This window comes from Putridiphycobacter roseus (genome assembly GCF_003234935.1).
Classification (GTDB): domain Bacteria; phylum Bacteroidota; class Bacteroidia; order Flavobacteriales_D; family Crocinitomicaceae; genus Putridiphycobacter; species Putridiphycobacter roseus.
In genome coordinates this window covers 138427-156631 of the sequence record NZ_QKSB01000005.1, presented here as the reverse complement: position 1 = coordinate 156631, position 18205 = coordinate 138427, and the positions used below count along the sequence as shown (strand labels likewise).

The 18205-nt window shown below is 34.5% G+C and carries 18 protein-coding genes and 3 tRNA genes; 6 read left to right on the top strand and 15 right to left on the bottom strand.

Going from position 1 to position 18205, the window contains the following annotated elements; genetic code table 11:
• Position 1 precedes the first annotated feature (1 nt).
• From DNU06_RS09985 to DNU06_RS09965, 5 genes are all read right to left on the bottom strand, one after another.
• Positions 2-418: a hypothetical protein gene (locus DNU06_RS09985; RefSeq protein ID WP_111063188.1), complete on the bottom strand. Its 417-nt coding sequence runs from the start codon at positions 416-418 to the stop codon at positions 2-4.
• 118 nt (positions 419-536) lie between these two features.
• Positions 537-1118 (bottom strand): PhnA domain-containing protein, encoded by a 582-nt coding sequence (locus DNU06_RS09980; RefSeq protein ID WP_111063187.1) that lies wholly within the window; start codon positions 1116-1118, stop codon positions 537-539.
• A gap of 63 nt (positions 1119-1181) precedes the next feature.
• A complete protein-coding gene (locus tag DNU06_RS09975) occupies positions 1182-2465 on the bottom strand; it encodes an NAD(P)/FAD-dependent oxidoreductase (protein WP_111063186.1) in 1284 nt (427 codons plus the stop codon).
• A 71-nt stretch (positions 2466-2536) separates the two neighbouring features.
• On the bottom strand, positions 2537-2941 hold the full coding sequence (locus tag DNU06_RS09970) for a hypothetical protein (protein WP_111063185.1): 405 nt from the start codon (positions 2939-2941) through the stop codon (positions 2537-2539).
• A 111-nt stretch (positions 2942-3052) separates the two neighbouring features.
• A complete protein-coding gene (locus DNU06_RS09965) occupies positions 3053-3448 on the bottom strand; it encodes a DUF7793 family protein (protein ID WP_111063184.1) in 396 nt (131 codons plus the stop codon).
• Positions 3449-3923: 475 nt separating this feature from the next.
• On the opposite strand from DNU06_RS09965, the gene DNU06_RS09960 reads away from it, so the two are divergent.
• The 5 genes from DNU06_RS09960 to DNU06_RS09940 all read left to right on the top strand — a co-directional run bounded on the left by DNU06_RS09960 (position 3924) and on the right by DNU06_RS09940 (position 7274).
• A complete protein-coding gene (locus DNU06_RS09960) occupies positions 3924-5171 on the top strand; it encodes an RHS repeat domain-containing protein (RefSeq protein WP_158526869.1) in 1248 nt (415 codons plus the stop codon).
• Positions 5149-5928, top strand: a complete 780-nt coding sequence (locus DNU06_RS09955; RefSeq protein ID WP_111063183.1) for a toxin-antitoxin system YwqK family antitoxin — start codon at positions 5149-5151, stop codon at positions 5926-5928. Before DNU06_RS09960 ends, DNU06_RS09955 begins: the two co-directional genes overlap by 23 nt.
• A 180-nt stretch (positions 5929-6108) precedes the next feature.
• Entirely contained in the window at positions 6109-6465 is a 357-nt protein-coding gene (locus tag DNU06_RS18110) for an IS1 family transposase (RefSeq protein ID WP_199399011.1), read from the top strand.
• Between the two features lie 132 nt (positions 6466-6597).
• Positions 6598-6900, top strand: coding sequence for a type II toxin-antitoxin system HigB family toxin (locus tag DNU06_RS09945; protein ID WP_111063182.1), 303 nt, complete (start codon positions 6598-6600; stop codon positions 6898-6900).
• A 23-nt stretch (positions 6901-6923) separates the two neighbouring features.
• Positions 6924-7274 carry a helix-turn-helix domain-containing protein gene (locus tag DNU06_RS09940; protein WP_111063181.1) on the top strand — a complete coding sequence of 117 codons (351 nt, stop codon included), beginning with the start codon at positions 6924-6926 and terminating at the stop codon, positions 7272-7274.
• A gap of 879 nt (positions 7275-8153) precedes the next feature.
• Here DNU06_RS09940 and DNU06_RS09935 read toward each other — a convergent pair.
• The 7 genes from DNU06_RS09935 to sucC all read right to left on the bottom strand — a co-directional run bounded on the left by DNU06_RS09935 (position 8154) and on the right by sucC (position 13484).
• Positions 8154-9452: a T9SS type A sorting domain-containing protein gene (locus tag DNU06_RS09935; RefSeq protein WP_111063180.1), complete on the bottom strand. Its 1299-nt coding sequence runs from the start codon at positions 9450-9452 to the stop codon at positions 8154-8156.
• Between the two features lie 928 nt (positions 9453-10380).
• Positions 10381-10454 (bottom strand) — tRNA-Arg (locus DNU06_RS09925).
• A 58-nt stretch (positions 10455-10512) separates the two neighbouring features.
• A tRNA-Pro gene (locus DNU06_RS09920) sits at positions 10513-10587 on the bottom strand.
• Positions 10588-10659: 72 nt separating this feature from the next.
• A tRNA-Ser gene (locus tag DNU06_RS09915) sits at positions 10660-10747 on the bottom strand.
• 93 nt (positions 10748-10840) lie between these two features.
• The gene (locus DNU06_RS09910; RefSeq protein ID WP_146239206.1) at positions 10841-11281 is read right to left on the bottom strand and encodes a hypothetical protein; all 441 of its coding nucleotides are present in this window, start codon (positions 11279-11281) and stop codon (positions 10841-10843) included.
• A 147-nt stretch (positions 11282-11428) separates the two neighbouring features.
• Positions 11429-12205, bottom strand: a complete 777-nt coding sequence (map, locus tag DNU06_RS09905) for a type I methionyl aminopeptidase (RefSeq protein WP_111063177.1) — start codon at positions 12203-12205, stop codon at positions 11429-11431.
• 67 nt (positions 12206-12272) lie between these two features.
• Positions 12273-13484 carry an ADP-forming succinate--CoA ligase subunit beta gene (gene sucC, locus DNU06_RS09900; RefSeq protein ID WP_111063176.1) on the bottom strand — a complete coding sequence of 404 codons (1212 nt, stop codon included), beginning with the start codon at positions 13482-13484 and terminating at the stop codon, positions 12273-12275.
• A gap of 323 nt (positions 13485-13807) precedes the next feature.
• Here sucC and DNU06_RS09895 point away from each other — a divergent pair, with 323 nt between their 5' ends.
• Positions 13808-14227 carry a nucleoside-diphosphate kinase gene (locus DNU06_RS09895; RefSeq protein ID WP_111063175.1) on the top strand — a complete coding sequence of 140 codons (420 nt, stop codon included), beginning with the start codon at positions 13808-13810 and terminating at the stop codon, positions 14225-14227.
• Between the two features lie 101 nt (positions 14228-14328).
• Here the strand turns inward: DNU06_RS09895 and DNU06_RS09890 are convergent, their stop codons facing one another.
• From DNU06_RS09890 to DNU06_RS09880, 3 genes are all read right to left on the bottom strand, one after another.
• Positions 14329-15297: a hypothetical protein gene (locus DNU06_RS09890; RefSeq protein ID WP_146239205.1), complete on the bottom strand. Its 969-nt coding sequence runs from the start codon at positions 15295-15297 to the stop codon at positions 14329-14331.
• Positions 15298-15398: 101 nt separating this feature from the next.
• Positions 15399-17195 (bottom strand): hypothetical protein, encoded by a 1797-nt coding sequence (locus DNU06_RS09885; protein WP_111063173.1) that lies wholly within the window; start codon positions 17193-17195, stop codon positions 15399-15401.
• Positions 17196-17394: 199 nt separating this feature from the next.
• Positions 17395-18132 (bottom strand): hypothetical protein, encoded by a 738-nt coding sequence (locus DNU06_RS09880; RefSeq protein ID WP_111063172.1) that lies wholly within the window; start codon positions 18130-18132, stop codon positions 17395-17397.
• Positions 18133-18205 lie beyond the last annotated feature (73 nt).

The following is an 18205-nucleotide window of genomic DNA, read 5'->3' as shown; positions in this document are numbered from 1 at the left end:
TTCAGGCAATTTTTACACTGCCCAATTTTCCACCTAACCAAGCCATTGGGAGGTAGGCTAATGCTAAATCAGTAATATTAAACCATAATGGAGAAGGCAACATACTAGCCATCATAATACCGCCAATTAAAAAGAAAAAACCTAAAACTAGTGCATAGCTCATTTTGTGGGAGCCAGCTATTCTGGCTGCAAATAATGCGCCAATAAAAGTGCCAATTGCATGTGCTAAAAATGGCATAATAAAATGTTGAGGTTGAAACAGATGAATACCAGCTTTTAATCCTTCAGCAGTAGTATTGTCTACCCCTTCTGGAATAGGAATAATGGAAGGACTTAAGGTGATTAAGGCCATGTTTACCAAGCTGCCAATGAGCACACCCAATAAAATAGCGAATATGTTTCTTAATACAATAGGCATAACAAAATGTTTTTTAGTGGAAACTAAGTTAATGGAAAATAACTAAAATCCTATTTTGTAATAGAAAGAAAGACCTATTTAAGGTCTTTCTTTCTATGTTTATATTTTGTAAAAGGGCTTATATTTTTTTTACATATTGTGTCAAGATTACAATGTGTTGTCCATCTACCCTGCCTTCAATATGTTCTGGATTATCCCAAACTAATGAGATTCGTCTGACTGCTGTTCCTCGCTTTGCAGTAAAACCACCACCTTTCACATTTAAATCTTTAATTAAAACAACGGAATCACCATTTTCTAATACAACACCGTTGCTGTCTTTGTGAATTACTTTGTCTTCGGCACTTTCGTCATCACCTTCCGCTTGCGCCCATTTTAAAGTGTCCTCTTCCAAGTACATCATGTCTAATAAATCTTGTGGCCAACCTTCACTTTTTAATTTAGTAAGTAAACGCCAAGCCATTACTTTTACAGCATCTACTTCACTCCACATGCTATCATTTAAACAACGCCAGTGATTTGGGTCCAAAGTTTCTGGGTCATTAATTTGTGTATTACAAGTGTCACATATTAAAATAGTCGAGTCGGTGGTGTTCACACCTTCTGCTCCACCTACTAAATAGGTCGTTAAATTATTTTCGCTGGTACATAATTCACATTTATTACCACTTCTTTCTTCTAAATCTTTTTCTATACTCATCTTATATACACTCTAATTAATGCGACAAAAATACAATTATAAAGCAAATAATAAAGGGTTGCCTTATTGACTTTTGTCAACTTTAGGTTTGTCGTACTTTCTAATAATTAACCTGGTTCCTTTATCATATCTAATGTAGCTCCATACCCAATTGATAAAGACGACTAGTCGTGATCTAAAATCGACCAATAACATCAAGTGAACAAACATCCATGTGAACCAACCAATAATGCCACCAAATGTCATAAAAGGGAGGTCGACCACGGCTTTATTTCGACCAATAGTAGCCATACTTCCTTTATCGTTGTACTTAAATGGGGTTAGTTTTTTGCCGCTTGCTTTTTGGTTTAAGTTCTTGGCTAAATGATGCCCTTGCTGTTCTGCAACAGAAGCGAGCATAGGATGTCCTTTAGGTTGGGTTTTGGATTCTATTTGAGCAATATCCCCAATGGCATAAACCTGATCTGTTTCCGCTACTTGATTGTATTCATTCACAATAATTCGATTTCCTTTGGAACGGTTAAAGTTTATTCCTTTTGGAGCTGACCCTTCAATTCCTGCAGCCCAAATTAAAGTGGTAGTGAAAAATGTGTCTTTATTAGTTGTAGCGGTTTCTCCATCATACGATTTTACAAAAGTGTCTAACCACAATTGAACCCCCATTTTTTTTAAATATTTAGCCGCCTTTTTTGAGGCTTTTTCACTCATACTGGCCAATGGTCTGTTGTTGGCTTCAATAATATGAATTTGCATTCTTCTGATGTCTAAATCTGGATAGTCTGCAGGCAGTATATTCTTTTTTAATTCCGCCAAAGCACCGGCTAGTTCCATTCCCGTTGGCCCAGCACCGACTACGACAAAATTCATGAGTCTTTCCCTTTCTAATAAGTCACTGGTGTTTAGTGCTTCTTCAAAATTTTGAATGATAAGACTTCTTAAATTGATGGCTTCAATTAGACTTTTTAAAGGCATGGCGTATTTTTTAATACCTTCCATTCCAAAATAATTGGATGTCGCCCCAGTCGCAATTACCAAAATATCATAATCAATATCCCCAAGAGAAGTATGTACCAATTTATTAGTGTGGTCGATTGATTCTGTGTCTGCAATCCTAAAATGAAAATGTTCCTTTCCTTTAAATATCTTTCTTACAGGATAAGCAATAGAGTCCGGTTCTAAACCACTACTCGCTACTTGGTATAATAAAGGTTGAAAAGTGTGATAATTGTTCTTGTCCAGTAATATTACTTGGTATTTTCGCGTGTCAATTTTGTTTGAAAATTTAAGTCCAGCAAATCCACAGCCAATTACCACAATCCGTGGTAAATCAATTTTTGGAATATTCATCTTAGAATAATTTTAGTAGTATAAAATTACTCATTTTTAAATGTATACTGCTTTTAATATGGACTTTTATATTAATTTAACTTCCCTATTTGTAATTGAGAGGCTTCGATCAATGTATTCGCTTCCGCTAAGGTTTTTATTACTTTAACGTTAAATTTAGGCCGGTAGAACCATGTCGATAATTTTGCAAAAGCTCGATTTGGTAGTCCATGGATAATTAAACAAGCACATTGACAACGTTGTGCAAAAGCGCCTTTCTTGGCTAAATAATATTGCGCTTTATTGGTCGGATTTATGAGTTTGTTATTGGTGTCGATTACTGCAAATATATTACCTGAAGGAATCAATTTGTCAATTTCATTATTGAATTGAATCACGTCTGGTAAGTCAAGTTGATAATTATTGACAAATTTTGCGAAAATAATATGGTCACCTACTTTTTCAATGGTGGCACAAGGGATATTTACTTTAGACATACTATTTAACGGGGATGTTGTGTAACAATGTACGAATTCCTGTGGTATATTATTCTGAAAATTAAATTAATGTGATATTTTTAACAAAACCAGCGGTTCAAAGCGTTTCATTTATTCGTATTCTTGTTTTACCGAGGTAATCCAATCTATTGCTTCTTTTTCGTGTTTAAATATCTTTGTTGGAAATTTAGGGTTATAGGTCGAGATGAAAAATCTAACTATGAGACGAATAGGGAGATTGTTAATCAGTACGGCTGAGGCTTTTATTCTCGAAACTATTGGAGCTGTGGTAGCTAAATATTCCTGTGCGTCCTTAGAAAGGTTAAAAAACTTACTATTTGCATTCACCACGGTGTAGATGGGACCGGTTTCCACTAAGTCGGTTAAAACATCATTTAATTCAGTGACATCTGCCAAATGAATATCATACTCATTTTTATAGGTTATTCTCAACATACTGCCTTCAATAGTTTCAATAACAGCACATGGAATTTCTATTCTGGACATGAGAATGATGGTTTCTACTTCTAAATCTTGATTTCAATAGATAAATATAGGATTATATTTAATATATAATTAAAAGATTTAGATTTTCTATACTTTTATAATGTTAACAATGTAGAAAAGAGAGGATTATTTTTATTATAATTTAAATTTGAAAAAGGAGTGCGTATTTAATATAACAATAAGAGGGGTTAGTGTTATATTTTAAACTATAAATCAACAGTTTGCGACTAATTGATGGTGTGTCAAAATGGTGTGTAGAATGAAATGTCCAAAATGTAAACAAGTTTATATCAAAAATGGTGTCAGAAATAATAGTCAGTTGATATTATTGTAAGATCTGTAGGTTTTCACATCAAGAGAATTGTATTAATAATTCATGTATGGGAGTATACTAAATAATGGTAGTTTCACCTATAGTGTTTGCACCAAGAAAATTGTAAATAAAGTTGTATCTTTTAGCACAATAATTTATAAAATGAGTGAAAAGCATCAAATATCAGTTACCTTAAAGACAATGGATAAGGCATTGATGAGTACAACTTTTAGATTGAATAAATTAGGAAATCATTTAGGGAACGTTTTACAAGTTATAACGGATAGGAAATTAGCAGAACCAGACGGTAATGGTGGTGTTGATTATTACATACCAGATGTGGTTTCCCAATCAGATTACTACCCCTTCGGCATGATGCTCCCTAATAGAAATGAAACTCAAGGTGATGGGTATAGATACGGGTTCAATGGCATGGAGAAGGATGACGAAGTAAAGGGAAATAATAATAGTTATACAACTGAATTTAGGCAATATGACCCAAGAGTTGCAAGGTGGTTGAGTCGTGACCCAATTAATCATCCATTCTTCAGTCCATATAGTGCATTTGACAATAATCCAATATTTTATAGAGATCCAAGTGGTGCTGATGGAGAGCCAGAGAATAGAGAATTAAATAGTGACATTAATGGGGGAGCTGGAGATGCATCTAAAGCTGGTCAGTCTGGAACAGATGAAGACGGAAGGAAGTTTGTCTATGCTGATGTTTCTCAGAATGGAAGCCCCGAAAACAAAACTGCCAATGCTTATAGGATCTGGCTTAACGGTGTTGCGGTACCTGGGAAAGTTGATCTCACTGATAAGGACGCGATTGTGAAAAGTAAAGAAGCTTTTTATGGATGGAATCCAGGATTGAAAAATAATAAAACGAAAATAGGACAAGGGCAAAAAATTTATATTGAAGGACCTAAAACAATAATTGAAAAAACAGAAGAACAACCATCTAAATCTAAGCTATTGAAATTTGCAAAAATTATTATAGACTTAAATTTACCAAAGACATGGCCTGAAGGTTGGAGCAGTGATCTAGAAGAAAAGTATAACGAATATATTAATGATCCAAGAAATTCTGGGGAAATTGTAAAAATTAAGAAGAAAGCAAAAACATGGGAAGAAAATGAGAAGCTAAGAAGAGAAATGTGGAGACACTCAACTCCCCAAGATCAAAATGGCGATAGATTTGTTGAAGATCCTTTTTGGGGATTTGATGAGTCTAAAACAACTACGCAAATTCATAAACTAAAGGTGGGAGACACTGCAATTTTATATAGTAAAGCTCGAGAAGGATATTATTTGTATGTCAAGACGACAAAAACAACAGGAACAATTACTGGTATAGAAAGTTTAAATAAACAAGCCACGGAAAAAGATGTTAAAAAATTCGCTAACTAGAAATATAATTATTATTTCTCAAATATTACTTTTAGTAAGTTGTGATAACCAGAAAATTAAAGACAAAGTGTCCTTGGATTGCTCAATTAATGAAAAGTTTATTAGGACTTGTATCGAAAATGGAGAGGTAATAGACTCGGTGAAATTAATTGAAAATAAAATGGAAGGTCTTAGAAAGAGTATTAATAAAGAAGATAGTACAGTTGTTTATTCCAACTATTCCGCTGGCATTTTAAATGGTCCAATGAAATCATTTTATTTTAATGGAACTAGATGTGAAACTGGTACATATAAAAATAATGAAAAGTCTAAAGATTGGTATCAATGGACACCTTCGGGAAATATTAATCGGTATGATTATTTTGTTCAAGGAAAAAGAGCTTTTTTGATTACGTATTTTGATAGCATAAAAGTATCTGGTAATCCAATTCTTGAGGTTCAATTTAAACTTTATGAAGATTCATTAGAGACATATGTTTTTATAGCAAACCCAAATCACACAAACCAGAGAATCATGGTTGGAGAAATAACCGAAAAGGAGACTGCGATAAATGTCAAGGTAAGTAAAATCTTGCAGGGTAATAGTATATTTCGTGATAAAAGAAAACTTAATAAGAATAATAAATTGAAACTATATTATGAACTAAAAGATGAAAGATTTGATAGAGTATTCGAATTTAAGGAGGAATATGATTATGAAAAAATTAAATCTTTTATAGAAAGAGAAAGGTGTTCGTCAAGCCAACCAATTAAGTAAAAATTTGAAAAAAAACAAAATGAGATAAACGCCATCCAATATGATTGAGTGGCGTTTTGCTTTTATAAAATTTTCCCTCTGCTGTTTGTCATTCCTCATGCGCAACTACTCTGTCATTTTCTTGCCAGACGCACTATAAAAAATGCTTAGAAAAGGTAAGCATTTTGCCATTACCCAAAAATGCCACCGTTACTAGTTTTCTGCTCGCCACTTGGCTCCTCAAATTGGTACGCACTAATCCATCACCTAAAATCCCCCAACCGTTTCACGACACAAAGTCAACAAAAGACCCCGAAAGCTTTCGGGGTATTTTTCTTTGTCTTTGGTTTTCGTTGTTCTCGCCGTTACACTGATACAGTTCTATTATCGAAACCAAAAGAAGTATTTACTGAAAAATTTAAGAATTACAAAAGTCTGATACCTGAATCAATTCATACTACAAGGAGAAGATGTAATAACCATATTGAAAGAATGAACTTAAATTTAAGAACTCATTTAAAAAGATTGAATAGAAGGACAATTTGTTATAGTAAGTAAATAGTGATGTTGTCGGCTTGTTTAAAGATATACTTTTGGGGTTAACTAAATAACATTTGTTATGTTAAATTGATGTAAATTTGTTCCCAAAACGGTAACAAATCGAAATATAAGACGTATACTTGTACAAGTATGAATAATATTGTGTCTTTAAAGACCTTAAAAGAGCATTGGCAAAGATCTGGTAGAGATGATTCAGAAGAGCAGTTAAAGGCTTGGTATCATGAAGCAAAAAAGGCAACATGGCAGAATCCAAATGAAGTTGAAACGCAATATAAAAATGCAAGTATAGTTGGAGACAATAGAATAGTATTTAATATATGTGGCAATAAGTATAGGCTAGTGGTGAAGGTGAATTATAAGGCTCAATGGATATTTATAAGATTTGTTGGGACACATAAAGAGTATGATAAAATAGATGTCACAACTATTTAGAATTAAAATTAAAAAATGTAATTATGGAAATGAGATTGATTAAAACGGAAGAGGATTATAATAATGCATTAACTCGTATGGATGAGTTGTTTGATGTTACGCCTAAAAGCAAAGAATTTGCAGAAGCAGAATTATTGATGGCTTTGATTGAAATGTATGAAGAAAAGCATTATAAAATTGATGCGCCTGATGCAATCGAAGCAATTAAATTTAGGATGGAACAAACAGGAATGAAACCAACAGAATTGGCAAAATATTTAGGAACAAGAGGACGAGTGTCTGAAATTCTCAATAGAAAAAGAAAATTAACTGTCAGCATGATGCGAATACTACATCAAGAATTAGGTATTCCTGCAGAATCATTACTGGCATAACAGGCTGTGAAAAGGTATTACGCCTCGCCCACTAAAGTAAAATTTTAAAAAAGCAAAATGAGATAAACGCCGTCCAACCACAGATGGGTGGCGTTTTGCTTTTATAAAATTTTCCTGCCATCCCTTCCTCGTTGTCATGCGCAACTACTCTGTCTTTTTCTTTCCCCCGTTCGACAAACTCAGGGCAAGCTCACACTATAAAAAATGCTTAAAAAAGGTAAGCATTTTGCCATTACCCATAAATGCCACCGTTACTAGTTTTATGCTCGCCGCTTAGGTCACAAAAATGGTTACGCACAAAAGCCGACACACAAAATTGCCCACCACTGTAAACAGCTCAAAATAACAAACCCTGAAAAAGGGTTTATCTGTTTTTTTGGTTTTTGCTCCCTCTCGCAGTCAAGTAAAAATGCAGTAGCTTTTCCCTTGCCTAAGAAGGCTCGAAGAGTTTTAGGGGACAAAGCCCCTTTTTTTAAGAAAATAAGAAAGGAAAAATTGCACTAGGATTTTTAAATTATTGTTCCATATTTTGTAGAAAATAGCGCCCAAAATTTGTTGGTTTTTTACGTCCGTTTATTCCGTCTGAGACGGAATTAAGCGAACCAAAAAAACCACATCTTTAATATCATTTATGTTTTTTTATCAGTTACGTCAGTCTGAGACTGACCAAACTGCATGACGATTTTAGTTTCTCAAAATCTTAAAGGGAAATTACCGTTTTTATACTTGTATTTTGTGTAGCCTGCGCCGCGCCGTTCCACAAAATACAGTTGCTTTTGCTACACTTAAAAAGGCTCGAAAAGTAAGAAACAAGAAAGAATTAACTGTTATAACAATCTTATCTTAACATAACTCCCCCATATAATTAATTAGATGAGTCTACTTAATTACAAATTTCTTAGTAACTAAGTTGAGACTATCTTTAATTATTATTATGTAAAGTCCTTGCAATAAATCTAAATCTATATGTATTAATCCATTGCTATTTATATGGTTATTGTTGTAAACGATCTGACCTTTGGTGTTAGCTATTTGGATATTTACTTCTTCAGAACTTTTTAGTTTAATATTTATCAAACCAATGCTAGGATTCGGAAATATTTCAATTTTAGAATTCTTCGAAAACGAATTTAATCCGGAAGTGGTGTCAGAGGGGATATATGTGCAATCCGTACTATCAGGCACCACATTATTCAGAATTAGTAAATGAGATAAACTGGTATCTAGCCTAAAAGTACCAATAAAGCCATAATTGTAAGCGTAAAGATCAAGATCTGTTGGACCAAATAAATAATTTGAATTAATTGGAATATTAACAGTATCTGAACTCCAAGAATATCCACCATCACATGTTCTATAAATCCATTGAACTGAATCAACGAAAGTTGTACAAACAACTGCCCCAAAGTTTTCATCTATGAAATCAACTTCAACAATAATATTTGCATTAGTCGAAATTTGAATGGTATCCCATACTTGGCCTGCATCTACAGTTTTTAAAAAGAAGTTGTTATAATGCGCATATTTAATATCATTACTTACAATGTAATCCATTATGGGACTTATGATGTATGGCTCCCAATTAATTCCTCCGTCAAATGATTTAAGTTCGTAATTTACACCACTTGGCGCAGCACGATAATATAGATATAAGTTCTGTTCATCTAATGCAATCATGGATTGTAGGTAAAGAGTTTCAGTTCCTATAATGGGACTAGGTAAAGTTATTTGACTCCATGAATTACCATTATCAGTAGTTTTTTGTAAAATATTCGCAGGTGGGTTGCCAGTCCAATAAAAGTTTGCACCGTACACAAAAAACGTGCTACTGTCCCTTGAACAAATAACTTTTTTGATAATTGGATTTGAATTGAGGGTTGTAGAATATTGCCAAGAACTACTTCCGTCCAAAGTTTTATAAATAGTATCATTCTTTATTGTAAGTCCCGTATCGCTGTTTTTAAATGTAAAATCTAACACGCTATTCGGGAAAGCATTATTCCATGTTAAAGCATTATCAGTTGTTTTCATAATACCAAGATTACCCGCATAAGCGTAAATTGTATCGTAATTAGTAACTTGTATCTTAGAAAAAAAAATATTTGATTGTATGTCCCATTGAGAAAAGCCTAAATTGGACAACACTAATATTATTAAACTTAATATTTTTTTTTTCATAGTAGAAACGGAATTTCAAAATGTATTATTTTTTAACAGAGATTTTATTATCTAGATTTATTAGTCAACTTTTTACAAATGTAATAATATATTACTAGTTGCTAGTTTCCAGATATTCAAATGTATTAGATATAGCTCTACTCACAGATTTTCCCGTGCTACCTTTCGACTATCGTTCAAGACCCATACCCACTCGCGCTCATCTTAGATGAGTGTGTCCTTTATTTCGAAGGATAGGTCGTAGCATTTGCAATGCGGGTTTTTACGAATGTCTACTTTATGGTTTTTCCCTCCACTGTTTTTCATTCCTCATGCGCAACTACTCTGTCATTTTCTTTCCCCCGTTCGACAAGCTCAGGGCAAGCTCACACTATAAAAAATGCTTAAAAAAGGTAAGCATTTTGCCATTACCCATAAATGCCACCGTTACTAGTGTTATGCTCGCCGCTTGGCTCCTCAAATTAGTACGCACGTCCAAAACGGACAAACCCGACCCACTGCGAAATTGAGGATTGCTTGCTTTGTTTTTGGATTGCTGCGCAATTGGTGGGGGCTCGCTTCGCTTTGCTTTTGGGTGATTTGTGTTTTTGGATTGCTGCGCAATTTGGGTTTGCTCGCTTCGCTTTGCTTTTGGGTGCTTTGTTTTTTTATTGCTGCGCAATTGGGTTTGCTTGCTTCGCTTTGCTTTTGGGTGCTTTGTTTTTTTATTGCTGCGCAATTTGGGTTTGCTCGCTTTGCTTTTGGGTGAAAATACTAGGATTACTCGCTGTCGCTCGTGATCCTTATTGACTCCGTAGTCTAAATTAAAAGCGCAAATTGTTTCACAATTTTGGGCTTTTTTATTGTTTTCTTTCGCTCGAATTGCATTCGGCTCTAGCTAACAACAAAAAAGCCCAACACTAACAGTGTTGAGCTTTTAATTCTTAAGTGAGCCAGAAAGGATTCGAACCTTTGACCGCCTCCTTAGAAGGGAGGTGCTCTATCCAGCTGAGCTACTGGCCCATCCTATCAGCCGAAGCTGATAAAAAGGTAAAAAAGGAGATGAAAATCATCTCCTTTGTCGGGGTGGCAGGATTCGAACCTGCGACCTCCTCGTCCCAAACGAGGCGCGATAACCGGGCTACGCTACACCCCGATAGCCCTTTGCGGGTGCAAATGTAATGAAACATTTTTAATCCACAAGTAAAAACTATCTTTTTTTTTACTGCGGAGAGACAGGGATTCGAACCCTGGGTACCCTTTTGAGGTACGCTTATTTAGCAAACAAGTACTTTCGGCCACTCAGTCATCTCTCCAATATGTTCTAAGAACGGGTGCAAATATAATTATTTCAAATAAAATGACATAATTTTTACAACAAAAATTTATATTCTTTTTTATAGCCTTAATTAACTGGTAAACAGCCTTATGTTTTCTAAAAATAAAAATAGTAAGAATTGATAGCCAATCAATTCTACAACAATTGGCTGTTTTGCTTTTGAAAAGTTAATACCAAGTATGCTAAAGAGCATAAAAAGTGACAATCCTCCAGCTTGAAATAAAGTGTCATTCATCAATATGCCAGTAAAACTTACCGCCAATAAAATATAATTGAGCACGCCTAAAACTTTTATTTTTTTTAAAATAAAAAGATTAATCCATGCCAGTACTACAAAATAAACAACTATACCACCCATTTTTAATTCCATGGGTAAGTTTTTAGGTTCAAACGAGAGTAAGTTTAAGAACTGTTTAATTGTTGCTAAAGTAAGTTGATGACTGCTCGCGATTAATGTAATGCCTATGGCGTAAAATAAAAGTAAGTACGACTTTGGCTTTTTAAAGTACATAAAGTAAAAAGACCAAGCTACAAGGCATAGCAAAATGTAATTCAAAAAAAATGGTGTGATAAACACACCATTTGAACTGAAATTATAAATCCCCATTACTAAATAAATAGCAAGGATGGTAAGTACTATTTTAAAAGCCTTTTCCAATTATCTTTTTGCTAATGCTTCTTCAATATAATCGAAGGTTGATAATACAATAGGTTCTCCATTCCATACAGCTACATCATGTTCAAAATGAGCGGATGGTTTTTTATCGCCAGTAATAATTGACCAGCCATCTGATAAATGGTTGATTTTTTCTGTACCCATATTGATCATTGGTTCGATTGCTATGGTTAAGCCGTTTTGAATTTTCTTTCCTCTACCTCTTTTTCCGTAATTGGCTACCTGAGGATCTTCGTGCATGGTTTTTCCTATGCCATGTCCTACTAATTCTCTGACCACGCCATAACCATGTTTTTCAGCGTGGTTTTGTATGGCCCAACCAATGTCTCCAATTCTGTTGCCAGCTCTCGCGGCTTCAATTCCTTTGTTCAAACACTCTTTAGTTACTTTTAATAACTCCTTAATTTCAGGAGCTACTTCTCCAATTTCAAAAGTGTAAGCATGGTCGCCATAATAACCGTTTAAAATAGCACCACAGTCTACTGAAACAATATCTCCTTCTTGGTACGGTACAGTACTCGGAAAACCGTGAACTACTTGTTCGTTTGGCGAAATACACAAGGTGTTGGGAAAGTCATACAGACCCAAAAAACCAGGTATTGCGCCTTGGTCTCTAATGTATTCTTCTGCCAACTTGTCTAATTGTAAACCAGTAACACCAGGTCCAATAACTTTGGCTACTTCACCTAATGCTCTTGATACTACTTGAGCAGCTTGACGCATCAATTCAATCTCCTCTTCTGTTTTGTATATAATCATGATCACTTAAAATAATAAAACCTCATTAACTATGTCAATGAGGTTTTTAATTTTTATTATAGATGTTTTACGATAAAACACTTTTTACTAAGTCTGCAGCTTCTTGTAATAATACAGCGGAATGAACATTCAATCCTGATGCATCAATCAAAGCTTTTGCTTCTACTGCGTTTGTTCCTTGTAAACGTACAATAATTGGCACTGGAATTTCTCCCATGTTTTTATATGCGTCTACAATACCTTGTGCAACTCTGTCACATCTTACAATACCACCAAATATGTTGACTAAAATAGCTTCCACATTTTTGTCTTGTAAAATTAAACGAAATGCTTTTTCAACACGTTCTGCATCAGCAGTTCCACCTACGTCTAAGAAGTTTGCTGGGTTACCACCGGATAATTTAATGATATCCATAGTAGCCATTGCTAAACCAGCTCCGTTTACCATACAACCAACGTTTCCGTCAAGGTTTACATAGTTTAAACCAGCTTCATCTGCTTCAACTTCCATTGGATCTTCTTCCGTCTTATCACGCATTGCTGCATATGCTTTATGTCTGTATAATGCGTTGTCATCTAAAGTAACTTTAGCATCTACAGCAATAATTTTATTGTCTGATGTTTTTAATACAGGGTTGATTTCAAACATAGAAGAATCTGCTCCTTCGTAAGCTGCATACAAAGAGAAAACAAATTTTGTCATTTCTTTAAACGCTTGTCCGCTCAAACCTAAGTTAAAAGCAATTTTTCTTGCTTGAAAACCTTGAAGGCCTACACGTGGATCAATTTCTTCTTTAAAAATAAGGTGTGGCGTGTTTTCTGCTACTGCTTCAATGTCCATTCCACCTTCTGTAGAATAGATAATCGCATTTCTTTCATTTGCTCTGTCTAATAAAACAGACATATAGAATTCAGATGGTTCTGACTCCCCTGGATAATAAACATCCTCAGCAATTAAAACTTTATTTACCTTTTTTCCAACGCCATTTGTTTGTGCAGTTTCTAAATGTCCGCCTAAAATACCTTTTACAGTTTCTTCAACTTTATCTATTCCTTTTGCTAAAACAACACCGTGAGATCCAGTCTCCTCTACGGTTCCTTTTCCTCTACCACCCGCATGAATTTGTGCTTTTACCACGAACCATTCCGTTCCTGTTGATGCGCTTAACTCTTTTGCTTTTGCTACTGCCTCTTCAACATTGTCTACTACAACACCTCTTTGAATGGCTACACCGTAACTCTCTAATATTGATTTTCCTTGATATTCGTGTAAATTCATTTAAATGGATTTAGTTTTTTTTAGATGTGTAAAATTAATCCTAATACTTTAGATTTCAAAAAAAAATAGTAAATAGTTTTAACAGTAGTATTCGATTTTTATGATGGGATTCTTCAATTTGGCCCATGTCCTGTCTTGTGCAAAAAACGGATAGCATAAAATAAGGATGGCTAGGGTTAGTAGGAGTCTTATTTTCATAGGTTAAGAAGTCGTTATGATTTGTGAAGTAAAAAAAGCAATATTGCTATAATGAAAAATTATCAACCTTTATATTTTGTCAAAAACAAAAGCTATCACTATCTTTGCCGAAAATAATAGAAAAAATGGCAACTAACAGAACTTTTACAATGATTAAGCCTGAGGCTGTAGCAGCAGGAAATACTGGGAAGATTTTAGACATGATTATTGAAGCTGGATTTAAAATCAAAGCTTTAAAATTAACAACACTTTCTAAAGAACGTGCTGGTGAATTTTATGAAGTGCACAAAGAAAGACCTTTTTATGGTGAGTTAGTTGACTATATGTCAAGTGGACCAGTAGTGGCTGCCATTTTAGAAAAAGATAATGCAGTAGCAGATTTTAGAGCTTTAATTGGCGCAACGGATCCTGCTGAAGCTGCTGATGGTACTATCAGAAAAGCATTCGCAAAATCTAAAGCTGAAAACGCTGTTCACGGTTCTGATTCTGATGAAAATGCAGAAATTGAAGGTAAATTTCACTTCGCTGCAAACGAAATCGTATAATTATTTATCAATTTTTATAACATTAAAAATCCAGACGGTTACCGTCTGGATTTTTTTATTCAATTAATTTTTTTATCATCCAAGTGTTGTCTAACTTATTGCTATAAGCTAGGTATACCGTTTTGGATTTCGGCTCCTCCCCATTCAATTAATGTAAATCCATTTCTTTCCATCATGTGGTTAAATGTAGGTGTTGTCATTGCTATATTGGGCATGCGATCACTTACTTCGAATAACATACCTATGCGCAATTGATAGTCAATTGGCATACTACTCTGAATGGTCCCGAATAAATCATTGTATTCTTCCTGGATTAAAAATTGAACGGTTGCGTATTTTTTCACTTGTAGTCTCGGTGCCCAATAGGTAATAAAATCGGTAGACTCTCTTGCATTGAGTCCCAAGGAATGTAGTTGTGTTTCCAAAAATGAAATCACGGTATCTGTATCCATTACAAATGCCGTTATTTTTCCATCTTCCTCTTGGAAATGGACATTGGTTTGCTTGGCTTCCCAAAATAAATAAGGGTGTTTTTTTTTGGTGGCTAAGTTTAATATTTCTCCATTTTTTTGCGTACGAATGTGCCAACCATCATTGTATTTTGGGTAGGTAAAGGCCAAAGCACCTTTTGGTTTAAGGGTTAAATTTGTTTCAACTGGTTCACTACTGTATAAATAAATGACTGGTTTTTCCACCATAATTACGGCCCTATTTTCCTTTGCGATAATATTTATTTTAAAATGATTGAAGGCGCTGTATTCTTTTAGGTTTATCACTACCTCTTGATAACCGGACTGGAAGAAAAAAATGCCTTTGGCACTGCGAGGAATCACAATTTTGTAATTGCCATTTCTAGCAAACACTTTAGTGGTCTTTAGGTCAAGTGAGGATATTTGACCAAAACTTTCTGGCCCTGGTTTGGTGGTATAGCTTACTTTACCTTCAAGGTATAAACTGTCTTTTGATAATGCCGATTGCATTGATTTTTCTTGAATGGTATACAATGGAGACAGGTCTGCTTTGGCTGTAAGTAAACTCATCAATGATAGTACTAAAAGTAGGTAGCGCATAACTGTTTATTATTAAATACAAATTAGAAATAAAAAGGTTCAAAAAAACCCCGACAATAAATTGACGAGGTTAAAAATGGGATAAATATTTTTTATTTTGTTTAACTATCTCTTAATGCGTGAACGGTTCCAGAAATAGTATGTGAAACATTCGATTGGTCTACATAAGATCCTGAAATAGTAATGTCAACAGATGAACCGACTGCACCATAACTAGTCAAGTTGAAGTTAATATTTGGATAACCTCCTGCTGTGTTAATTGGCTCGGTAATAAAAAGGGATCCACTTGGTAAGGTAGTTCCTGAATTCATGTAATTATAATTTCCTAAGGCTACATCATCTAATTCCAATTGAAAATAAGTTTGCCCCGAATTTGCAGAAATAGAAAGACCGAATACAGTGTTTGTGGTGGAGTCAATTAATTCGTTACAATATAATGGAGATAAGAAAGTGTTTGCTAAATTACCGTCTATATTATACGAAATATATTCACTTACTGCTGTACAAGCAACAATGTTACCTATTGTTGTGTTAGGTGGAGTTGTTGTATAAGTTAATACACCTGTTGATTGTAAATTTGAAATATCAAAACCTTCAATAGTAAAAGAGGTAGCAGTAATGCAGTTTCCTAAGGCAACATTAAATGTACCATTCGTGATATTGGCATAGAATAAATTAGTCCCAATATTGGTTACGGTGTAACCATTTGTAACCATGTTATTATTGCAATCTAATATAGTACCGCTAATCGTACTTAAATTGGAAATGCTTACAGTGAAGGTATGCGTGTTTGTAGTGTTGGTTGCAAAGGTGTTGGTCCATGTTGTTAATTGATTTCCACAATTGTCCAAAATATTAAAAGTAACGGGTACATTTGCAGGGATATAACTGAAAAAAGATCCTGTTAAATTTGATGTGCCTGTAGTGCTTGCATTGGGTGTTACTATTTCAATAGAACAAAAAGATACTTGATTACCATTACCGTCTACTATGGTACCGGAAATTGTTGCGTCATCATAAAATACATCACAATTCCAGAATGAAAAATGATTCACGTTACCAACATATTTACCATTGGTTAATGTTGCTTCTCCTTCTTCTATCCAATATCCAGCTACTTCATCAAAGTGCCACAATGGAATGCTGGTAGGGGCATTTGCCAATTGACTACCGTCAACAGGCATGTGAATTGTCGCATTAGAACCGTTTGCAATTTGTAATTCTTCCCCACTCGGACTGAATAATTCAACGGCAGCCATTCCGTAGGATTCTAAAATACCTGCATTATTTGATTCATTTTGTGCATAAAGTGATCCAGGCATTTGGTTAGAAAAATCATCAGCGGTTGTTTGTAAATGTTTAATTGCAACATTAACCACACCAGTATAAGCTGTTCCTGCACTGTTTACAAATGCTCCTTTAAAATCAACACTTAAGCCTGAAGATAAATCTACAGTTGTTGGGTCGGTTGCATTGAAAGAAGCAACAACGTCTAGTTTAAGTAAAGTGATTTTTACTGTGTTAGTACTTGTGGTTTGTGGTTTTACTGCACGGGAACCTAAAAAATAACCCGATTTGGTTACGGTCATGTAGGCGAGTTTTTCCTTGACACTTGCACTTTCAATTAGGGCAATACCATTTTCATCTGTACTTGTGGTTTTGTTGCCAATTTTTACTGTTGCATTTTCCACTGCAAAGCCTGATTCATCTACAACTTGCGCAAAGAATTTAGCATTTACACTTGTCCCTAAGTCAAGTACTCCTGGATTTGCAGAAGTATTTGGTCCAGGGTTTTCAATAGAGGGTGTTGTAGGTTCTTCTGTTTTGTCTTTTTTACAAGAAGCCATCCCTAAAAACAGGAATAGACTGAGGATAAGCGTAAGATTTAAGTTTTTCATAATAGTGTAGTTTAAGATTGTTACTTATAGTACATTACGGAAAACGATTGGTTGTCTGGTTTGGGAACTTTAATTTAAATAAACATTTTATTACACCTTTATAGTGACTTTTCACCAAAGGAAAAACCTTAACTAATCCAAAAAAAGGATTTAAACGGTATGGTGATGATTGAAAAATGAATGCACGTAAAATTTTGCCTTAAAACCCTCTTGCGTTAATACTTTCAAATTGACGGTAGCGATATTTGATATACACTACCAATTCATAATCGCTAGCATGTTTTAAAAACTCGTCATTTAAATTTAAATATTGCATAAAGGATTCAAATTGATCGTCTCTTAAATCAATAATGTTTGCATTGACATAAATTTTTAATACTTCTTTTACCACTTCGGTTTGCTGGTCTTTATATTCCATTTCGGCAATCATCCGCTTGGTTTTTTCTCTCTTGCTAAATGCCATGTATAAAGCAGTAATAGGACTTTGTATAGCGTTGACGCCTGAAAGTTGAGGTACTACTCTTTTTTCTAAAGTTGCTCTTTCTTCTTTTAATTCGGCCAATGTTTTTAAAGGTTTTACATCCACAACTTTTGCGGTAAACGAAAGAAGTTTTAAGTAAACCGTAAGGTTGTATTCGGCTTTATAAGGACGGTTAGCAAAGGAAAAGTATTGTGTTTTATAGCCTTCTACTGAAACTGCGATTTGTGCAGATTTTTTTACGGTGATGGAAAAAGAACCATCATACCTGCCAAAAACACCTCTGCCAATAGATTTATCCATCACCATTACATCATAAAAATTCATCATTTTGGTGCTGTCGATTACTCTTCCTTTAATCGTGATTAAAGAATCGTTATAATTTACGGCGTCAGCTTGAGCCTGTCCGTATCCGAACAAACTAAATAATACAATGCTTATGGTTACTAATAATTTCACAGTACCAAATTATCAAAAATTCAGCCACTTTAAAAATTATTTTGAATTATTAACATTAAAGTGGGAAGGCATT

Excerpts from the sequence above, each read along its gene's own strand:
- DNU06_RS09985 (WP_111063188.1), bottom strand. The coding sequence starts at position 418 with ATGCCTATTGTATTAAGAAACATATTCGCTATTTTATTGGGTGTGCTC.
- DNU06_RS09980 (WP_111063187.1), bottom strand. The coding sequence starts at position 1,118 with ATGAGTATAGAAAAAGATTTAGAAGAAAGAAGTGGTAATAAATGTGAA.
- DNU06_RS09975 (WP_111063186.1), bottom strand. The coding sequence starts at position 2,465 with ATGAATATTCCAAAAATTGATTTACCACGGATTGTGGTAATTGGCTGT.
- DNU06_RS09970 (WP_111063185.1), bottom strand. The coding sequence starts at position 2,941 with ATGTCTAAAGTAAATATCCCTTGTGCCACCATTGAAAAAGTAGGTGAC.
- DNU06_RS09965 (WP_111063184.1), bottom strand. The coding sequence starts at position 3,448 with ATGTCCAGAATAGAAATTCCATGTGCTGTTATTGAAACTATTGAAGGC.
- DNU06_RS09960 (WP_158526869.1), top strand. The coding sequence starts at position 3,924 with ATGAGTGAAAAGCATCAAATATCAGTTACCTTAAAGACAATGGATAAG.
- DNU06_RS09955 (WP_111063183.1), top strand. The coding sequence starts at position 5,149 with ATGTTAAAAAATTCGCTAACTAGAAATATAATTATTATTTCTCAAATA.
- DNU06_RS18110 (WP_199399011.1), top strand. The coding sequence starts at position 6,109 with ATGCCACCGTTACTAGTTTTCTGCTCGCCACTTGGCTCCTCAAATTGG.
- DNU06_RS09945 (WP_111063182.1), top strand. The coding sequence starts at position 6,598 with ATGAATAATATTGTGTCTTTAAAGACCTTAAAAGAGCATTGGCAAAGA.
- DNU06_RS09940 (WP_111063181.1), top strand. The coding sequence starts at position 6,924 with ATGGAAATGAGATTGATTAAAACGGAAGAGGATTATAATAATGCATTA.
- DNU06_RS09935 (WP_111063180.1), bottom strand. The coding sequence starts at position 9,452 with ATGAAAAAAAAAATATTAAGTTTAATAATATTAGTGTTGTCCAATTTA.
- DNU06_RS09910 (WP_146239206.1), bottom strand. The coding sequence starts at position 11,281 with ATGTACTTTAAAAAGCCAAAGTCGTACTTACTTTTATTTTACGCCATA.
- map (WP_111063177.1), bottom strand. The coding sequence starts at position 12,205 with ATGATTATATACAAAACAGAAGAGGAGATTGAATTGATGCGTCAAGCT.
- sucC (WP_111063176.1), bottom strand. The coding sequence starts at position 13,484 with ATGAATTTACACGAATATCAAGGAAAATCAATATTAGAGAGTTACGGT.
- DNU06_RS09895 (WP_111063175.1), top strand. The coding sequence starts at position 13,808 with ATGGCAACTAACAGAACTTTTACAATGATTAAGCCTGAGGCTGTAGCA.
- DNU06_RS09890 (WP_146239205.1), bottom strand. The coding sequence starts at position 15,297 with ATGCGCTACCTACTTTTAGTACTATCATTGATGAGTTTACTTACAGCC.
- DNU06_RS09885 (WP_111063173.1), bottom strand. The coding sequence starts at position 17,195 with ATGAAAAACTTAAATCTTACGCTTATCCTCAGTCTATTCCTGTTTTTA.